Origin of the sequence: Umezawaea sp. Da 62-37, assembly GCF_032460545.1 — a bacterium.
Classification (GTDB): domain Bacteria; phylum Actinomycetota; class Actinomycetes; order Mycobacteriales; family Pseudonocardiaceae; genus Umezawaea.
On the sequence record NZ_CP135965.1, the window covers coordinates 4,632,007 to 4,646,853 of the forward strand.

The 14,847-nt window shown below is 70.7% G+C and carries 14 protein-coding genes; 9 read left to right on the forward strand and 5 right to left on the reverse strand.

Annotated elements, in window-relative coordinates; all coding sequences use genetic code 11:
* Positions 1–22: 22 nt before the first annotated feature.
* The 3 genes from RM788_RS20750 (at position 23) to RM788_RS20760 (ending at position 4,416) form a co-directional block, all read left to right on the forward strand.
* Positions 23–2,512 (forward strand): glycosyltransferase, encoded by a 2,490-nt coding sequence (locus RM788_RS20750; protein WP_315933368.1) that lies wholly within the window; start codon positions 23–25, stop codon positions 2,510–2,512.
* A complete protein-coding gene (locus RM788_RS20755) occupies positions 2,505–3,590 on the forward strand; it encodes a glycosyltransferase family 4 protein (RefSeq protein WP_315933369.1) in 1,086 nt (361 codons plus the stop codon). The genes RM788_RS20750 and RM788_RS20755 overlap by 8 nt, the downstream gene beginning before the upstream one ends.
* A 391-nt stretch (positions 3,591–3,981) precedes the next feature.
* A complete protein-coding gene (locus tag RM788_RS20760; protein WP_315933370.1) occupies positions 3,982–4,416 on the forward strand; it encodes an Imm1 family immunity protein in 435 nt (144 codons plus the stop codon).
* Here RM788_RS20760 and RM788_RS20765 read toward each other — a convergent pair.
* Positions 4,413–4,727: a hypothetical protein gene (locus tag RM788_RS20765; protein ID WP_315933371.1), complete on the reverse strand. Its 315-nt coding sequence runs from the start codon at positions 4,725–4,727 to the stop codon at positions 4,413–4,415. The two genes, RM788_RS20760 and RM788_RS20765, sit on opposite strands and share 4 nt — an antisense overlap.
* A gap of 101 nt (positions 4,728–4,828) precedes the next feature.
* On the opposite strand from RM788_RS20765, the gene RM788_RS20770 reads away from it, so the two are divergent.
* A complete protein-coding gene (locus RM788_RS20770; RefSeq protein ID WP_315933372.1) occupies positions 4,829–5,683 on the forward strand; it encodes a helix-turn-helix domain-containing protein in 855 nt (284 codons plus the stop codon).
* A complete protein-coding gene (locus RM788_RS20775) occupies positions 5,665–5,910 on the forward strand; it encodes a DUF397 domain-containing protein (RefSeq protein WP_315933373.1) in 246 nt (81 codons plus the stop codon). Before RM788_RS20770 ends, RM788_RS20775 begins: the two co-directional genes overlap by 19 nt.
* 18 nt (positions 5,911–5,928) lie before the next feature.
* Here RM788_RS20775 and RM788_RS20780 read toward each other — a convergent pair whose 3' ends face one another.
* From RM788_RS20780 to rfbB, 3 genes are all read right to left on the reverse strand, one after another.
* Positions 5,929–7,077 (reverse strand): pyridoxal phosphate-dependent aminotransferase, encoded by a 1,149-nt coding sequence (locus RM788_RS20780; RefSeq protein WP_315933374.1) that lies wholly within the window; start codon positions 7,075–7,077, stop codon positions 5,929–5,931.
* Between the two features lie 123 nt (positions 7,078–7,200).
* Complete coding sequence (rfbD, locus tag RM788_RS20785) at positions 7,201–8,109, reverse strand: dTDP-4-dehydrorhamnose reductase (protein ID WP_315934694.1); 909 nt, start codon at positions 8,107–8,109, stop codon at positions 7,201–7,203.
* Positions 8,109–9,092, reverse strand: a complete 984-nt coding sequence (rfbB, locus tag RM788_RS20790; protein WP_315933375.1) for a dTDP-glucose 4,6-dehydratase — start codon at positions 9,090–9,092, stop codon at positions 8,109–8,111. The genes rfbD and rfbB overlap by 1 nt, the downstream gene beginning before the upstream one ends.
* Positions 9,093–9,403: 311 nt before the next feature.
* Between rfbB and RM788_RS20795 the strand changes: the two genes are divergently transcribed.
* From RM788_RS20795 to RM788_RS20805, 3 genes are all read left to right on the forward strand, one after another.
* Positions 9,404–10,828, forward strand: coding sequence for an LCP family protein (locus RM788_RS20795; RefSeq protein ID WP_315933376.1), 1,425 nt, complete (start codon positions 9,404–9,406; stop codon positions 10,826–10,828).
* A gap of 91 nt (positions 10,829–10,919) precedes the next feature.
* Complete coding sequence (locus RM788_RS20800) at positions 10,920–12,095, forward strand: LCP family protein (protein ID WP_315933377.1); 1,176 nt, start codon at positions 10,920–10,922, stop codon at positions 12,093–12,095.
* A gap of 12 nt (positions 12,096–12,107) precedes the next feature.
* Positions 12,108–12,824, forward strand: coding sequence for a TIGR03089 family protein (locus tag RM788_RS20805; protein ID WP_315933378.1), 717 nt, complete (start codon positions 12,108–12,110; stop codon positions 12,822–12,824).
* On the opposite strand, the gene RM788_RS20810 is transcribed toward RM788_RS20805, so the two are convergent.
* The gene (locus RM788_RS20810) at positions 12,821–13,405 is read right to left on the reverse strand and encodes a VC0807 family protein (protein ID WP_315933379.1); all 585 of its coding nucleotides are present in this window, start codon (positions 13,403–13,405) and stop codon (positions 12,821–12,823) included. The genes RM788_RS20805 and RM788_RS20810 overlap by 4 nt on opposite strands.
* A gap of 130 nt (positions 13,406–13,535) precedes the next feature.
* On the opposite strand from RM788_RS20810, the gene RM788_RS20815 reads away from it, so the two are divergent.
* Complete coding sequence (locus RM788_RS20815; RefSeq protein WP_315933380.1) at positions 13,536–14,822, forward strand: hypothetical protein; 1,287 nt, start codon at positions 13,536–13,538, stop codon at positions 14,820–14,822.
* Positions 14,823–14,847: the final 25 nt, after the last annotated feature.

Sequence of the window (14,847 nt, forward strand, 5' to 3'; positions counted from 1 at the left end):
CCGTCGTGGAGCGAGGAGAGTGATGGTGCTGCCCGTCGTATCCGTGGTCGTGGTGAACTACCGCGGCGCCGAGGACACCGTCACGTGCCTGAGGGCCCTGTCGGAGCTCGCGTACCCCGCGGACCGGCTGGAGGTCGTCTGCGTCGACAACGCCTCCGGGGACGGGAGCGCGGAGCGGATCCGCGCCGCGGTGCCGGGCGCGACCGTGATCGAGGCGCCGGAGAACCTGGGTTTCGCGGGCGGCTGCAACCTGGGCGCCGCCTCGGCCACCGGGTCGGTGCTCGCGTTCCTCAACAACGACGCCCGACCGCACCCCGAGTGGGCGCGCGCCGCCGTGAAGGTGCTCCAGACCGAGCCGACCGTGGGCGCGGTGGCCAGCAAGGTGCTCGACTGGGACGGCACCGACGTCGACTTCGTGGACGGCGGCCTCACCTGGTTCGGCATGGGCTACAAGCGGCACGCGGGGCAGCCGGACGACGGCAGCCACGACGCCCCGCGCGACGTGCTGTTCGGCACCGGCTCCGCGCTGTTCGTCCGCACGTCGGTGTACCGCTCGCTGGGCGGGTTCGACGAGCGGTTCTTCATGTTCTACGAGGACGTCGACCTCGGCTGGCGGATGAACCTGCGCGGCTGGCGGGTGCGCTACGAGCCCGCGTCGCTGGCGTTCCACAAGCACCACGCGTCGATGGCGTCGATCGACCACAGCCGCGAGCTGTACCTGTTGGAGCGCAACGCCCTCGCGGCCCTGTACAAGAACTTCTCCGACGACACGCTGGCCAAGGTGCTGCCCGCGGCCCTCGCGCTGGTCGTGCGCCGGGCGACCGCGCGCGGCGAGATCGACGCCACCCAGCTGGAGATCACCCGCAGGCCCGCCGACCCGGCCGACGACCTGGCGCCGGTGCCCGTCGACCGGAAAGCGCTTGCCGGTTTCCTGGCCATCGACCAGTTCGTCGAGCTGATGCCGTCGCTCCAGGAGTCGCGCAAGGTCGAGCAGGCCGCACGGGTGCGCAGCGACCGCGACCTGGTCCCGTTGATGCGCAAGGCGATGGAGCCCGCGTACCCGCTGCCGCGCTACCTCGCCGCGCACGACGTCCTGGTCGACGTGTTCGCGCTGGACGAGGTGTTCGGCAGGCCCCGGCGGATCCTGATCATCACCGGCGACGCGATCTCGGAGAAGATGGCCGGACCCGCCATCCGGGCCTGGAACATGGCTGACGTGCTGGCCGGTGAGCACGACGTCCACCTGGTGACGGTGAACCCATTGTGCGCCCCACCGGAAGCCGCCTTCCCGATCTCCCGGTCCAAGCCCCGCGACCTCGCCCCGCACATCGCGTGGGCCGACGTGGTCATCCTCCAGGGCCATGTGCTGGAACTGGTGCCGGAGCTGAAGAAGGCCGCCTCCACCAAGGTCCTCGTGTGCGACGTGTACGACCCGATGCACCTGGAACTGCTGGAGCAGGGCAAGGAGGAGAACGACGAGCAGCGCGCGCTGGACATCGTCGGTGTGACCCGCGTGCTCAACAACCAGTTGAAGCGCGGCGACTTCTTCCTGTGCGCCTCCGAGCGCCAGCGGCACTTCTGGCTCGGCCACCTCGCCGCGCTCGGCAGGCTGACCCCGTCGTTGTACGACAACGACCCCACGGTCCGCTCGCTGCTGTCCGTGGTGCCGTTCGGCCTGCCGGGCAAGCCCCCGCAGCGCACCGCGCCCGCCATCAAGGGCGTCGTGCCGGGCATCTCGGACACCGACAAGGTCGTGATCTGGGCGGGCGGCGTCTACAGCTGGTTCGACCCGCTGACGCTCATCCGCGCCGTGCACCGGCTGCGCGACGGGCACCCCGACCTGAAGCTGTTCTTCCTCGGCATGAAGCACCCGAACCCCGAGGTGCCGGACATGGACATCGCGGGGCAGACGCGCGCGCTGGCCAGGCGGCTCGACCTGGTGGGCACCTCGGTGTTCTTCAACGAGACCTGGGTGCCCTACCACGACCGGCAGAACTGGCTGCTGGACGCGGACTGCGGCGTGACCACGCACTACGAGCACGTCGAGACCACGTTCGCGTTCCGCACCAGGGTGCTCGACTACCTGTGGTCCGGGCTGCCGATCGTGACGACCGACGGCGACTCGTTCGCGGAACTGGTGGAACGCGAGGGCCTCGGCGTGGTGGTCCGCTCGGAGGACCCGGACGCGCTGGCGGCGGCCATGGAGAAGGTGCTCTACGACGAGGAGTTCGCCGCCGGGTGCCGCGAGCGGATCGCCGTGGTGCGCGAGCGCTTCACGTGGGACACCGTGCTGGCGCCGCTGGTGGAGTTCTGCCGCGACCCCCGCCCCGCCGCCGACCGGCTGCGCGGCTCCGCGCCGCTGGTCCGCAACGCCCCGTTGACCCCGAGCGCGAAGCTCAGGCGGGACGCCAGGCTCGTCCGCGAATACCTCGACCAGGGAGGACCCACGGAGTTGGCGAAGCGAGCGACCGGCAGGGTGCTGAAGAAACTGCGCGGCGGCGTGAATGGCTGAACCGCTGCGGGTGCTGCTCGACGGCACTCCCCTGCTCGGCCATCGGACCGGCATCGGCCGCTACACCTCGGCGCTGGCGGAGGAGCTGGCGTCCATGCCCGACGAGGTGGACGTGCGCGCCGTGGCGTTCACCCTGCGCGGCTGGCGCGGCCTGCGCAGCGTCCTCCCGCACGGCGTCCAGGCCCGCGGCCTGCCCGTGTCCGCCCGGCTGCTCCGCCAGTTCTGGCTGCGCTCCAAGTTCCCGCCGGTGGAGCTGCTGACCGGGTTCACCGACGTCATGCACGCCACCAACTTCGTGCTGCCGCCGACGATCAGGGCCGGTGGCGTCGTCACCATCCACGACCTCGCGTTCCTCTCCTCCCCCGGCGACCTCCCGCCGTCCGACGAGCGGCTGCCCGAGCTCGTCCGCCAGTCCGCCCACCGCGCCGACGTCGTCTGCACGCCGACGCACGCCGTGGCCAGGACCGTCGAGGAGCAACTGGGCATCCCGGCCGACCGGATCATCGTCACCCCGCTCGGCGTCGACCCGGCGTGGTTCGCCTCGCGACCCCCGAACGACGCGCTGCGCGCCCGCCTCGGCCTGCCGTCGCAGTACCTGCTGTTCGTCGGCGCGGGCGGCCCCCGCAAGGGCCTGGACACGCTCCTGAAGGCCCACGCCGCGGACCAGTCCCTGCCGCCGCTGGTCCTCGCGGGCCCCCGGCAGGCGGGCGTCGACGGCCGGGTCATCCGCACCGGCTACCTCGCCGACGTCGACCTGCGCAGCGTCGTGGCGGGCGCCTCCGCCCTGGTCCTCCCGTCCCGCGACGAGGGCTTCGGCCTGCCCGTCCTCGAGGCCCTGGCCTGCAACGTCCCGGTCGTCTGCTCGGACGTCCCCGCGCTGCGCGAGGTCTCCGGCGGCCACGCGGCCCTCACCCCGGTCGGCGACTCCGACGCCCTGGCCCACGCCATGTTCGCCGCCGTCGAGACCCCTCCGACCGCCGTCGCCCAGATGGCCCGTCGGGCGCACGCCTCGCAGTACACGTGGCGCCGTTGCGCCGAGACCACCCTCACCGCGTACCGGCGGGCCGCGGGCCGCTGACACCGCGCAGGACTGTGCGCCCGTGCGCCTGCCAGTGGGTCACGAGGTGCAGGGCGGTTGTGGAGGCCTGGCGGTGAAGGCCTAGCGGCGGGGTGCCTGCCCGGTCGCGTCGTCGCGGGAGCCGGTCGGCGTGTTCCACGTGACCTGGCGCGATCCGGTGACCGCGGCGACGCAGCGGAGGAAGCGACGACGGTCACCATCGTGGCTGCGCGCGGCTGAAACGGGGGCTCGCCCGTGCTCGGACATCTGAAAAGGTTCTCGCAAGCGCGCAGCGTTATCCAGTCCTCCGGGCGGTCTCCACCCCATCGGCGCAAAGCAGGGCTGTTTGCGGGACAGGTCGTTCACTGAGAGCATCCATTCCGCCTCGACGACTAGCAGAGAAGGCATCACGATGAGCTTCAACGCCGTGTGGTCCATCCAGAACGCGGACGAGTCCGGTGAGCAGATGACCGTCACGACCCCCGAGGAGGTCGACGCGCTGCTGACCCGGCTGGCGGAGAGCGGCGCCGGGGCCGCGGTGATCGAGCACCAGGAGCGGGCGCTGATCCCGGACGTCGAGGGGCTGCTGGGGGCGCCGGGCGAGGTGAAGATCCCGGACCACGACGTGGCGGCGGCGGTGAGTTCCGGGTTCGGGTACCTGACCTACGCGGACCCGGACCAGGACTACTCGACGCTGGTGGGCGAGGACGGGTCGCCGGTGTACGCGTCGGAGTACGTGGACTACCCGGCGGGCAGCGGGGTGCGCGTCGGCGTGCTGGCGGAGGCGTTGAAGGAGTTCCTGGCCACGGGTCGGCGGCCGTCCTGCGTGGAGTGGCAGGAGGCCTAGGCCCCACCCCGCCCCGCCGGGCAGTCGCACTCGCGACACGCGACCGCCCCGCGGGCCACCGGGACCCACAGGTCCCCCGTGTCCAGGCAGGCTTCGCACGCGGGGTCGTCCGGGTCGGGTGGGCTGAGGACGGCCAGTTCGCGCTTGATGACGTCGAGCAGGTCGAGCGCACCGCGCTCGGTCAGCCCCAGCAGCACCTGGGCGGGATACTCGCCGATCGTCAGCAAGATCCTCTCCATGTCCTCCTCCACCCACCCGCGCACGGGCGTGTCCAGCCGCACGTCCACCACCTGCACCACCACGACGACCATCCTCTATCGGTGGAAATATGTTCACCTAGGTTGCTCACAACATCTGGAAAGAGCAAGCTCCAAGGGAATCATGTTCCAATGTCTACCCGATCGAGGTCACAGTGGTACCCACGGCCAAACAACGGCGCCTCGCCCGACGGCTGCGGCGGATGCGCGGCCACGCCGGCATGACCGTCGAGGACGCGGCCGGTCGGCTCGACTGCAAGTACCCGAAGATCAGCAAGATCGAGACCGCCCAACTGGGCATCAAGCCGGAGGACGTGCGGGCCCTCTGCGAGCTGTACGGCGCGGGCCGGGCGACGACCGAGAGCATGATGTCGTTGGCGCGCAACGCCCGCACCCGCGGTTGGTACCAGAGCTACGACGACTCGGCGAACCCGGAGAACATCGACTTCGCGGAGTTGGAGACCGACGCGGTCAGCGTCGCCAACTTCGAGGTCGACCTCATCCCCGGACTGCTCCAGACACCGGACTACGCACGGGTGGTGATCCGGGCGGCCAACCCCGGCATCAGCACTGAAATCCTGGACCGCCGGGTCAGTCTGCGCATGGAGCGGCAGGTGCGCGTGCTCGACGGCGACCTGTCGGTGTGGGCGGTCGTCACCGAGACGGCGCTGAACCTGCCCGTGGGCGGCGCCGACATCCGCCTCGCCCAACTGCGGCGGCTGGCCGAACTCGCCGAACTGCCCAATGTCCAGGTGCAGGTCCTCCCGACGCGGGCGGGCGAGCACATCGCGATGGGCGTGCCGTTCTGGTGCTTCCGGTTCGACGACGGCTACGGCGCGGTGGCCATCGACCACATCACCGGCACCCTGTTCTTGGAGGAGGAACCGGACATCGACCGTTATAGGCTGGTCTTCCAGCACCTGTGCGGCGTCGCGTCGAGTCCGCAGGACTCGCTGGCGATGATCCGCACGCTGGACGAGGAGCACCGCGAATGGGCAAGACGAAGCTGAGCCTGACGTCCTGGCGCAAGTCCAGCTTCAGCGGCGGCAACTCCGGCTGCGTCGAGGTCGCGTTCGGCCAGTGGCACAGGTCCAGCCACAGCGGCGGCAACTCCAACTGCGTCGAGGTCGCCCGCGCCTCCGACGTCGTCGGCATCCGCGACAGCAAGAACCCCGAAGCGGGCCACCTCACCGTTCCTCGCGCCGCCTGGGCGGCGTTCGTCGCCACCGTCGACTGACCTGGCCCGGCGGGCCGTCTAGGACACCAGCGACGGCCGTTCGACGTCCCAGCGCTGGTTGCCGAAGCTGCGGATGCCGGAGACCAGGCGGTCCACGTCGGCTTCCGGGCGCACGACGAGCCGCACGAACTGGCCGCTCATGCCGAGCTTGTTCCCGCACTCGCGGATGAAGATCTGCTGCTTGTGCAGCAGGTAGTCCCGCAGCTCGATCCCGTCCACGTCCGGCGCCAGCTTCACCAGCAGGAAGTTGGCCTGCGACGGGTACACCTGCAACTCCGGCAGCCGGGACAGCTCCATGCCCATGCGGTAGCGGTCCATGGACAGCTTGACGAGGCTTTCGCCGTACTCGTCGAGGTGGTCGCCGAGCATGAAGACGAACGCCTCGGCGAGGGAGTTGAGGTTCCACTTGGGAAGGGCTGCGGCCATGCGCTTGGCCAGCGCGGGGTTGGCGACGAGGTAGCCGAAGCGGACGCCGTGGAGGCCGAAGTTCTTGCCGAGGCTCTTGAGGACGACGACGTTGGGCCTGATCATGGCTTCGCCGACGACGGAGGGGTTGCGCTCGACCTCGACGAAGTCGATGAAGGACTCGTCGATGATGACCAGGTCGAGGTCGGCCAGCTCGTCCATGAAGCGGATGATCTCCCGGCGGGGCAGGTAGCCGCCGTCGGGGTTGTTGGGGTTGCACAGCACCGCGACCTTCGAGCCCCTGGCGCGGATGAACTTCAGGTAGGCGTCGATGTTGAGCTCGAAGCCCTCGTTCTCCTGGAGCGGGAACATGTCGACCCGCTTGCCGGTCTCCATCGGCTGGTCGGTCCACCGGCCGAACGTGGGGATCGGGATCGCGATGCTCTCCTTGACCCACAGGTGGTCCATCCAGGTGATGATCTCGGTGGAGCCGTTGGACATCGCGATCGTGGCCGGGTTCAGCCGCAGCGTCCTGGCGAGCTGACCGGCGATGGCGTCGGTGCTGCTCGGGTAGAACTTCAGGATCGACTCGAGGTTGTTCGCCAGCGAGGCGAACATCTGCGGTGTCGGGAAGTACGGGTTGCACGGGATGCAGAAGTCGACCATGTGCTGTGCGCCGTCGCCGAGCTTGCGTGACAGCTCGAAGAAGGACGGGCTGTGCGCGGTCTTGCCGAACACGTCCGAGTCCACACCATGCCGCACGTGACCACTCCCTGCTCACCGTCGTCGCCCGCTGGACCGAACGGTCCGGTCCAGGCCGGTCTCAGGTGGGCATACGTGCGGAGCCGACCACCGGTTCACGGCGTGGACCCGGACGGGTTCCGGCTAGCTCGCGGCGGGTTCGACGACGCCCGCGGCCACAGCGGCGGAAAGCGCTTCCCTCCAGGGCCGCAACGGCGTCAGCCCGGACTCGCGCCACGCGCTGCCGGACAGCACCGAGTACGCGGGCCGCGGCGCCGGGCGCGGGTACTCCGTCGACGCGCACGGCCGGACGCGATCGGGATCGGCGCCCAGCTCCTCGAAGATGGCGCGGGTGAAGCCGTACCAGGTCGTGTCGCCGCCGCCGGTGCCGTGCAGCACCCGCGCCGCGGGTTCGCGGCCGGTCGCCACGAGGTCGGCCAACTGCGCCAGACCCGCGGCCAGGTCGCGCGCCCACGTCGGCGAGCCGCGCTGGTCGTCCACAACGGACACCGTGTCGCGCTCCTCCTCCAAGCGCGCCATGGTCTTCACGAAGTTCGCACCCGATGCGCCGTACACCCAGGCGGTGCGGACCACCCAGGAACGCCGCCAGGAAGCCAGGACCCGCTCCTCGCCCGCGAGCTTGGTGCGCCCGTAGGCCGAGCGCGGACCGGTCGGGTCCGCCGGTTCGTAGGGCCGTTCGGCGTCGCCGGGGAACACGTAGTCGGTGGACACGTGCAGCAGCGGCACGTCGTGCCGCGCGCACTCGGCGGCGAGCAGTCCGGGACCGAGCGCGTTGACGGCGAACGCCCGGTCCTCGTCGGTCTCCGCCCGGTCCACGGCGGTGTACGCGGCGGCGTTGACGACCACGGGCCGCAGACCCGCGTCGCGGGCGCTGGCCGCGAAGGTCGCGACCGCGTCGGCGACGCACTCGGCGTCGGTGATGTCCAGCTCCGCGGACGACGGGGCGTGCGCGAAGCCGTCGCGGGGGGCGACCGCGACGAGGTCGTGGCCGAGCTGGCCGCGACCTCCGGGCACCAGGAGGGCGAGCGCCATCAGCCGTTCGCCCGCGCCTTCAGCTTCTCCCACCACTGCCGGTTGTCGCGGTACCACTCGACGGTGCTCGCGAGGCCTTCGGCGAAGTCCACCCGCGGGGCGTAACCCAGCTCGGTGCTGATCTTGGTGATGTCGACCGAGTAGCGGCGGTCGTGGCCCTTGCGGTCGGCGACCGCCTCGACCGACGACCAGTCGGCGCCCATCGCGTCGAGCAGCAGCCCGGTCAGCTCGCGGTTGGTCAGCTCGGTGCCACCGCCGATGTTGTAGACCTCACCCGCGCGGCCGGATTCGGCCACCAGCTGGATGCCGCGGCAGTGGTCGGCCACGTGCAGCCAGTCGCGGACGTTGAGGCCGTCGCCGTAGAGCGGCACCGTCCCGCCGTCCATCAGGTTCGTGACGAACAGCGGCAGCACCTTCTCCGGGAACTGGTACGGACCGTAGTTGTTCGAACACCGGGTGATGCACACCGGAAGGTCGTGCGTGCGGTGGAAAGCGCGTGCCAGCAGGTCGGAGGAGGCCTTCGACGCCGAGTACGGCGAGTTGGGCTCCAGCGGGTGCGTCTCCGGCCAGGAACCGTCCTCGATGGACCCGTAGACCTCGTCGGTGGACACGTGCACGAACTTGCCGACACCGGCGTTCAGCGCGCCCTGCAACAAGGTCTGGGTGCCGAGCACGTTGGTGAGCACGAAGTCCGCGGCACCGGAGATCGAGCGGTCCACGTGGGATTCGGCGGCGAAGTGCACGACCACGTCGGTGCCCGCCATCACCTCCTCGACGACGGAGGCGTCGCAGATGTCGCCCCGGACGAACCGGTAGCGCGGGCTGTCGGCGACCGGGGCGAGGTTCTCCTCGTTGCCCGCGTAGGTCAGCTTGTCGAGCACCACCACCTCGGCGTCGGCGAACGCCGGGTAGGCGCCCCCGACGAGTTCCCGCACGTAGTGGGAGCCGATGAAGCCGGCACCACCTGTCACCAGAACGCGCATCTCAAGTCCTTTACGCCGGTGTAACCATCGCGGTCGGTCACCTAGTAAAGCGTGCAACCCACCAGGTTGTTACAGCGTCTCCCGTATAAGAAGGAGCAACGACCAGCGCCGATGGCACCTGGCCAACTAATCTTTGCTGAGCAGCACCGCGCACGGGGGAGGCACGACTCGTGGAGGTCAGACCGCCACTGGCGAGCGAGCAACCAGGAGCTATCCGGGTTGCCGTTCCCCCCGCGTCCCAGCGCTCGACCACGCTCCGGGTTCTCCTGGTCACCGGGCGTTCGCTCATCGCCTTGCTGTCAGCGGCTGTGATGGTTGTCACCTGGTATGGCTGGAGCTTCCTGCGGAACCTGGACCAGGGCACGACCACCACCGACGTCATCTCCTCCGAGGTGTCCGAGAACGCCGGGGTGGGCCGGAAACCGCTCGACGGCGCGGTCGACATCCTGATGGTCGGCATCGACAGCCGGGTCGACGCGCAGGGCAACCCGCTCGCGCCCGAGGTGCTCGACCTGCTCAGCGGCGGCGTCGCCGACGGCGAGATGAACACCGACACGATGATCCTGGTGCACATCCCGGTCGACGGCACCCGCGCCCGCGCGTTCTCGTTCCCCCGCGACTCCTACGTGGAGATCGCCGACGGCTTCGGCAAGCACAAGCTGAACTCCGCGTTCGCCAGGCAGAAGAACACCATCGCGGAGGAGATGGCCGCGAAGGGCGAGGCGGACCAGGCCAAGATCAACCTCGAGTCGACGGCGGCGGGCCGCAAGACGCTCATCAAGACCATCGAGAACCTCACCGGCGGCTCCATCACGATCGACCGCTACGCCGAGGTGAACCTCGCGAGCTTCTACGAGGTGACCAAGGCCATCGGCGGCGTCGAGGTGTGCGTGAACCAGGCCACGAGCGACTACAAGTCCGGCGCGAACTTCGCCGCGGGGCCGCAGACGATCGACGGCGCGACGGCGCTGTCGTTCGTGCGGCAGCGCGAAGGGCTGCCCAACGGCGACCTCGACCGGATCGCCCGGCAGCAGGTGTTCATCGGCGCGCTGGCGAAGAAGGTGCTGTCCACCGGCATGCTGACCGACGTCGACAAGCTCGACGACCTGGTCACCGCCGTGCAGAAGTCCGTCGTGCTGAGCCAGGGCTGGGACATCACGACGTTCGCCGAGCAGATGCAGGGCCTGGTGAGCGGCAACATCGAGTTCCGCACCATCCCGGTCGGCGAGACGATGGACACCTACAACGACGGGAACGTCATCCAGGTCGACCCGGCGAAGGTGAAGGCCTTCGTCAGGAACCTGGCGAGCGACGAGACGTCCTCGCCGTCGACCTCGAACACCCCCGTCAAGCCGAACGGCCAGATCACCGTGCAGGTGCTCAACGCCTCCGGCACGCCGATGCTGGCCGCGACCGTGCTGGACGTGTTGGTGGGCAAGGGTTACCAGCGCGGCGAGGCGAGCACGGCCGACGTGGTGCAGGACTCCACGGTCGTCCACTACGCGCCGGGCGACAAGGCCGTCGCGGACAAGGTGGCCAAGGAGTTCGGCGGGGCGACCGTGCAGGAGGACGAATCCGTTGCCGGGAACCAGATCGCCGTCTACGTCGGCGCCGACTACGACCCGCAGGAGGACCGGTCGGACCCCGCGGGCACCTCGGGCACGCCGGTCCCCGGTTCGCCCACCACCACGACTCCCCCGGCCATCACCGCAGGCGGGCTCGTCTGCGTGAACTGACCGGACGTCCCGCCGGAAACGGCCGCGGCGACCACCCGACGCCGGCTGGCCTTGGTGTCGTGCCCACCGCTCCCGCGCCGAGGAGGAAGCCTTGCGGGTCGCCCTCGCCTTCGGACGCGTGCTGGTCGCGCTGCTGTCGGCGGCCGTCCTGGCGGTGGCGGGCTACGGCTGGGTCACCCTCAAGCGGGTGCAGGAGAGCGTCAACACCACCGACGTGATCGCGGTGCTGTCCGACGTCCCGGACTCGCCGCCGATGATCGACGGCGCGACGGACATCCTGCTCGTGGGCAGCGACAGCCGCACCGACGCGCAGGGCGCGCAGCTGCCACCGGGCGTGCTGCGCCAACTGCGCACCGAGGCGTCGGACGGTGTGAACACCGACACGGTCATCGTGCTGCGGGTCCCCCACGACGGCGGCCGGGCGACCGCCGTGTCGATCCCGCGCGACACCTACGTGCCGATCCCGGACTACCGCGAGGACAAGATCAACCAGGCGTACGGCGTCACGAAGTACGCCACGATCCGGCGCCTGCGCGAGGAGGGCGTCGGCGACGCCGCCGAGCGGGAGAAGCAGGGCGACCAGGCGGGGCGGAAGGCGCTCGTGCAGGTCGTGCAGGACCTCACCGGCATCCGCGTCGACCACTACGCGGAGATCAACCTCTACGGCTTCTACCTGCTGACCGAGGTCATCGGCGGCGTGGACGTGTGCCTGAACTCGGGCACCAGCGACCCGGCGTCGGGCGCGGACTTCCGGGCCGGGCCGCAGCGGGTGACCGGCGGCGACGCGCTCGCCTTCGTGCGGCAGCGCAACCTGCCCGGCGGCGACCTCGGCCGGATCAGGCGGCAGCAGGTGTTCCTGTCGGCCGCGGTGTCGCAGCTGCTGTCCGCGGGCACGTTCACCGATCAGGAGAAGCTGGGCGGGCTGCTGGACGCGGCCGCGAAGTCGATCGTGGTCGACGACGGGCTCGACCTCGTGGCGCTGGCCCAGCAGGCGCGCGGGATGGCGGGCGGCACGGTCGAGTTCGCCACCATCCCGGTCGTCGACGCCAACGCCCGCAACGACCGCGGGCAGAGCGTCGTCGCGGTCGACGTGGCCGCCGTGCGGGCGTTCGTCGCCGACCGGCTCGGCCCCGCGAACACCCTCGTCCCCGTCACGACCACCACCAGCGCGCCCCCGAGCCCCACCCCGCGGTTCGCGGGTGGCAAGGTGGTCGGCGTGGACGGCGCCCGTCGCGCCGCCCAGCCGGATGTGCCTTGTGTGGACTAGGGGAGCACTGCCTTGAGCGTCACCGAAGCTCTGTTCACGCCGCTGCTGGCCGCGGGGCCGGGGCGACCGCTGATCACGCACTACGACGACGCCGACGGCTCCCGCGTGGAGCTGTCGCGGGCCACCATCGCCAACTGGGCGGCCAAGACCGCGAACTGGCTGCGCGACGAGCACGACGTCGAGCCCGGCGACCGGGTGGCCGTGCTGCTGCCCGCGCACTGGCAGACCGCGGGGGTGCTGCTCGGCGCGTGGTGGTGCGGCGCGACCGTGACCGACGACCCGGCGGGCGCGAAGGTCGCCTTCGTCGTGCCGGAGGGCACCGCGCCGGGCGCTGACGTGGTCGCTGTGGCGTCGTTGCACCCGATGGGTCTCGGACTGCGCGGGCAGGAGCTCGGCGGCGCTGTGGACTTCCTGGACGACGTCCGGGTGTTCGGCGACGACTTCACCCCGTGGGGGCCGACCCCCGGCACCACGCCCGCGCTGGGCAGGTCCACTGTGGACGACGTGGTCGCCGAAGCCCGCTCCCGCGCGGAGACCCTCGGCATCACCGGCGAGTCGCGGGTGCTGTCCACTGTGGAGTGGACGCAGCCCGACGGCGTGCTGAACAGCCTGCTGGCCGTGCTCGCGGGCGGCGGGTCGCTCGTGCAGTGCAGCAACGTGAACGCCGACCTGCTGCCCGCGCGGAGGGTGAGCGAGAAGACCACCGTCGAACTGGGCGGTGCGGCCTAGTCCCGTTGGCGTGCGGCGTACTTCCTGGTCACGACCACGAGGACGGCGACGATGAGCACCGTGAGCGCCGGTGAGCCGATCACCATGACGTCGACCGGCAGCGTGTAGGCCAGGGGTACGCGCACCGCCGCGTCGACGAGCATGCCCACGCCCCAGAGGACCGTGGCGAAGCGGATCGTGCGGCGCACCGCGGGCGAGTCGCGGTAACGCTCGGCCACCACCGGCGCGGTTTTCGCGGCGAAGGTCAGCAGCAGGGGGCGCTCGGCGAACAGCGACCCCAGGAAGACCAGGCCCACGGCCAGGCTGAGCAGCGAGTCCTTGGCGATCACGAACCGCGCGTCCCCGGTCAGCAGCAGCGTGAGCAGGCCGAAGGCGAAGAGGCCGAGCATGAGGATCGCGGCGCCGTCGACCGTGCGGCCGCGCGCGATCCCGGCCACCAGCACCGCGCCGGACACGGCCCCACCGGCGGTGAGGGCGATCCAGTCGGCCACCCCGAAGTGCCGCAGCAGGTAGTAGCCGCCGACGGGGAGCGCCAGGTCGACCAGGAGGGTCGGCAGCAGCGCCCTGATCCGGCTGTCCATGCCACCGACGGTAGCCGTGGACCCCGTGGGCTCCCCGACCGGCCGCTCTCACTCGGACGGGTGAGTGAGGTGGACAGGAGAGGAGGAGCACAACTACGACTGGAGATTTCAGCGAGGGCGAGAAACCGACGTGAGCATCGTTCTGCTTGTGGCCGTGGTGATAGCGGGTCTCGTTCCCGCCACCACACGGGCCGCCACCGTCCCGCGGGTGGACATCACCCCCGCGGGCCTGAGCGTGGCGGGCAAGCCGTTCGTCCCCCGCGGCGCGAACTACATCCGGCTGGCCGACGACGGCAGCGGCCACCGGTACATCTCGACCTTCGAACCCGGCCGCTACGACGGTGCGAGGGCGCGGGAGATGCTGGGCCGCCTGCGGGCGGACGGCTACAACACCGTCAGGACGTTCATCGACGTCGGCAACGAGGGCACCTCGGGCGCGGAGCACGGCATGGGCCGGGGGATGACCGACGAGCGCCCCTACGACCCCGCGTACATGGACAACGTGGCGGACTTCGTGCGGTCCGCGATCGCCCAGCGCATCCACGTCATGCCGGTGCTGTACCGGTTCCCGCAGAACTGCTTCTACTACTCGATCGTCCAGGGCGGGCGGACGTGCTCCCGCTCGGTGCCCGCCGTTGCCGGGCACAACGCCCTCTACCTCGACCCCGGCCACGTCCGGGCCAAGGCCGAGTACATGCGCCAGTTCTCCTCCGCGCTGCTCGCCCGCGTCGGGACGGCGAACGCCACCGGCGTCCTCGCCTACGCCAGCGACAACGAGGCGTACTGGGAAGCCGACAAGGCCCCGTGGTCCACCCGTTCGGGGTCGCTGGCCGCGCCGAACGGCAGGCGCTACGACATGACCACCGCGAAGGGCAGGCAGTCCGCGGCCGACGACGCGATCACCTACTACACGCGCCAGGTCCGCGCGGGCCTCCTCAAGGGCGACCCCGGCGCGGAGTACGCGATGGGCTTCTTCACCCCGTGGGCCGTCGGCCGGGCCGGGTTCGACGGCTTCGCCACGTCCTGCACCACCACCTGCGACCCGACCATCGACCACCGGTACCCGGCACGCGCGAAAGCCGCGAAGGTGGACCTGCTCGACATCCACTTCTACCCGCGCAACCCGGCCACCGGGTACACGGTGAAGACGGACCTGGCGTCCGCCGAGGTCGAACGACTCCCCTGGCCGTTCATCGTCGGCGAGATCGGCGCCCACCGGGAGTTCTGGAACGGCGACGTCACCGCCGCCGCGCACGCCGTCCGGGACGCCGAGACCGCGTCGTGCCGGATGGGTTCGAAGGGCACGCTGTTCTGGACCTACGACACGGACGAGCAGCCGGAGTTGGTGAACCTGACGGAGGCGGGCGGCGCGATGAACGGCGTGATGGCGCCGGCGGCGCGGCCTTCGGGTTGTTAGGCCTCCACCAGCGACAAGTAACGGC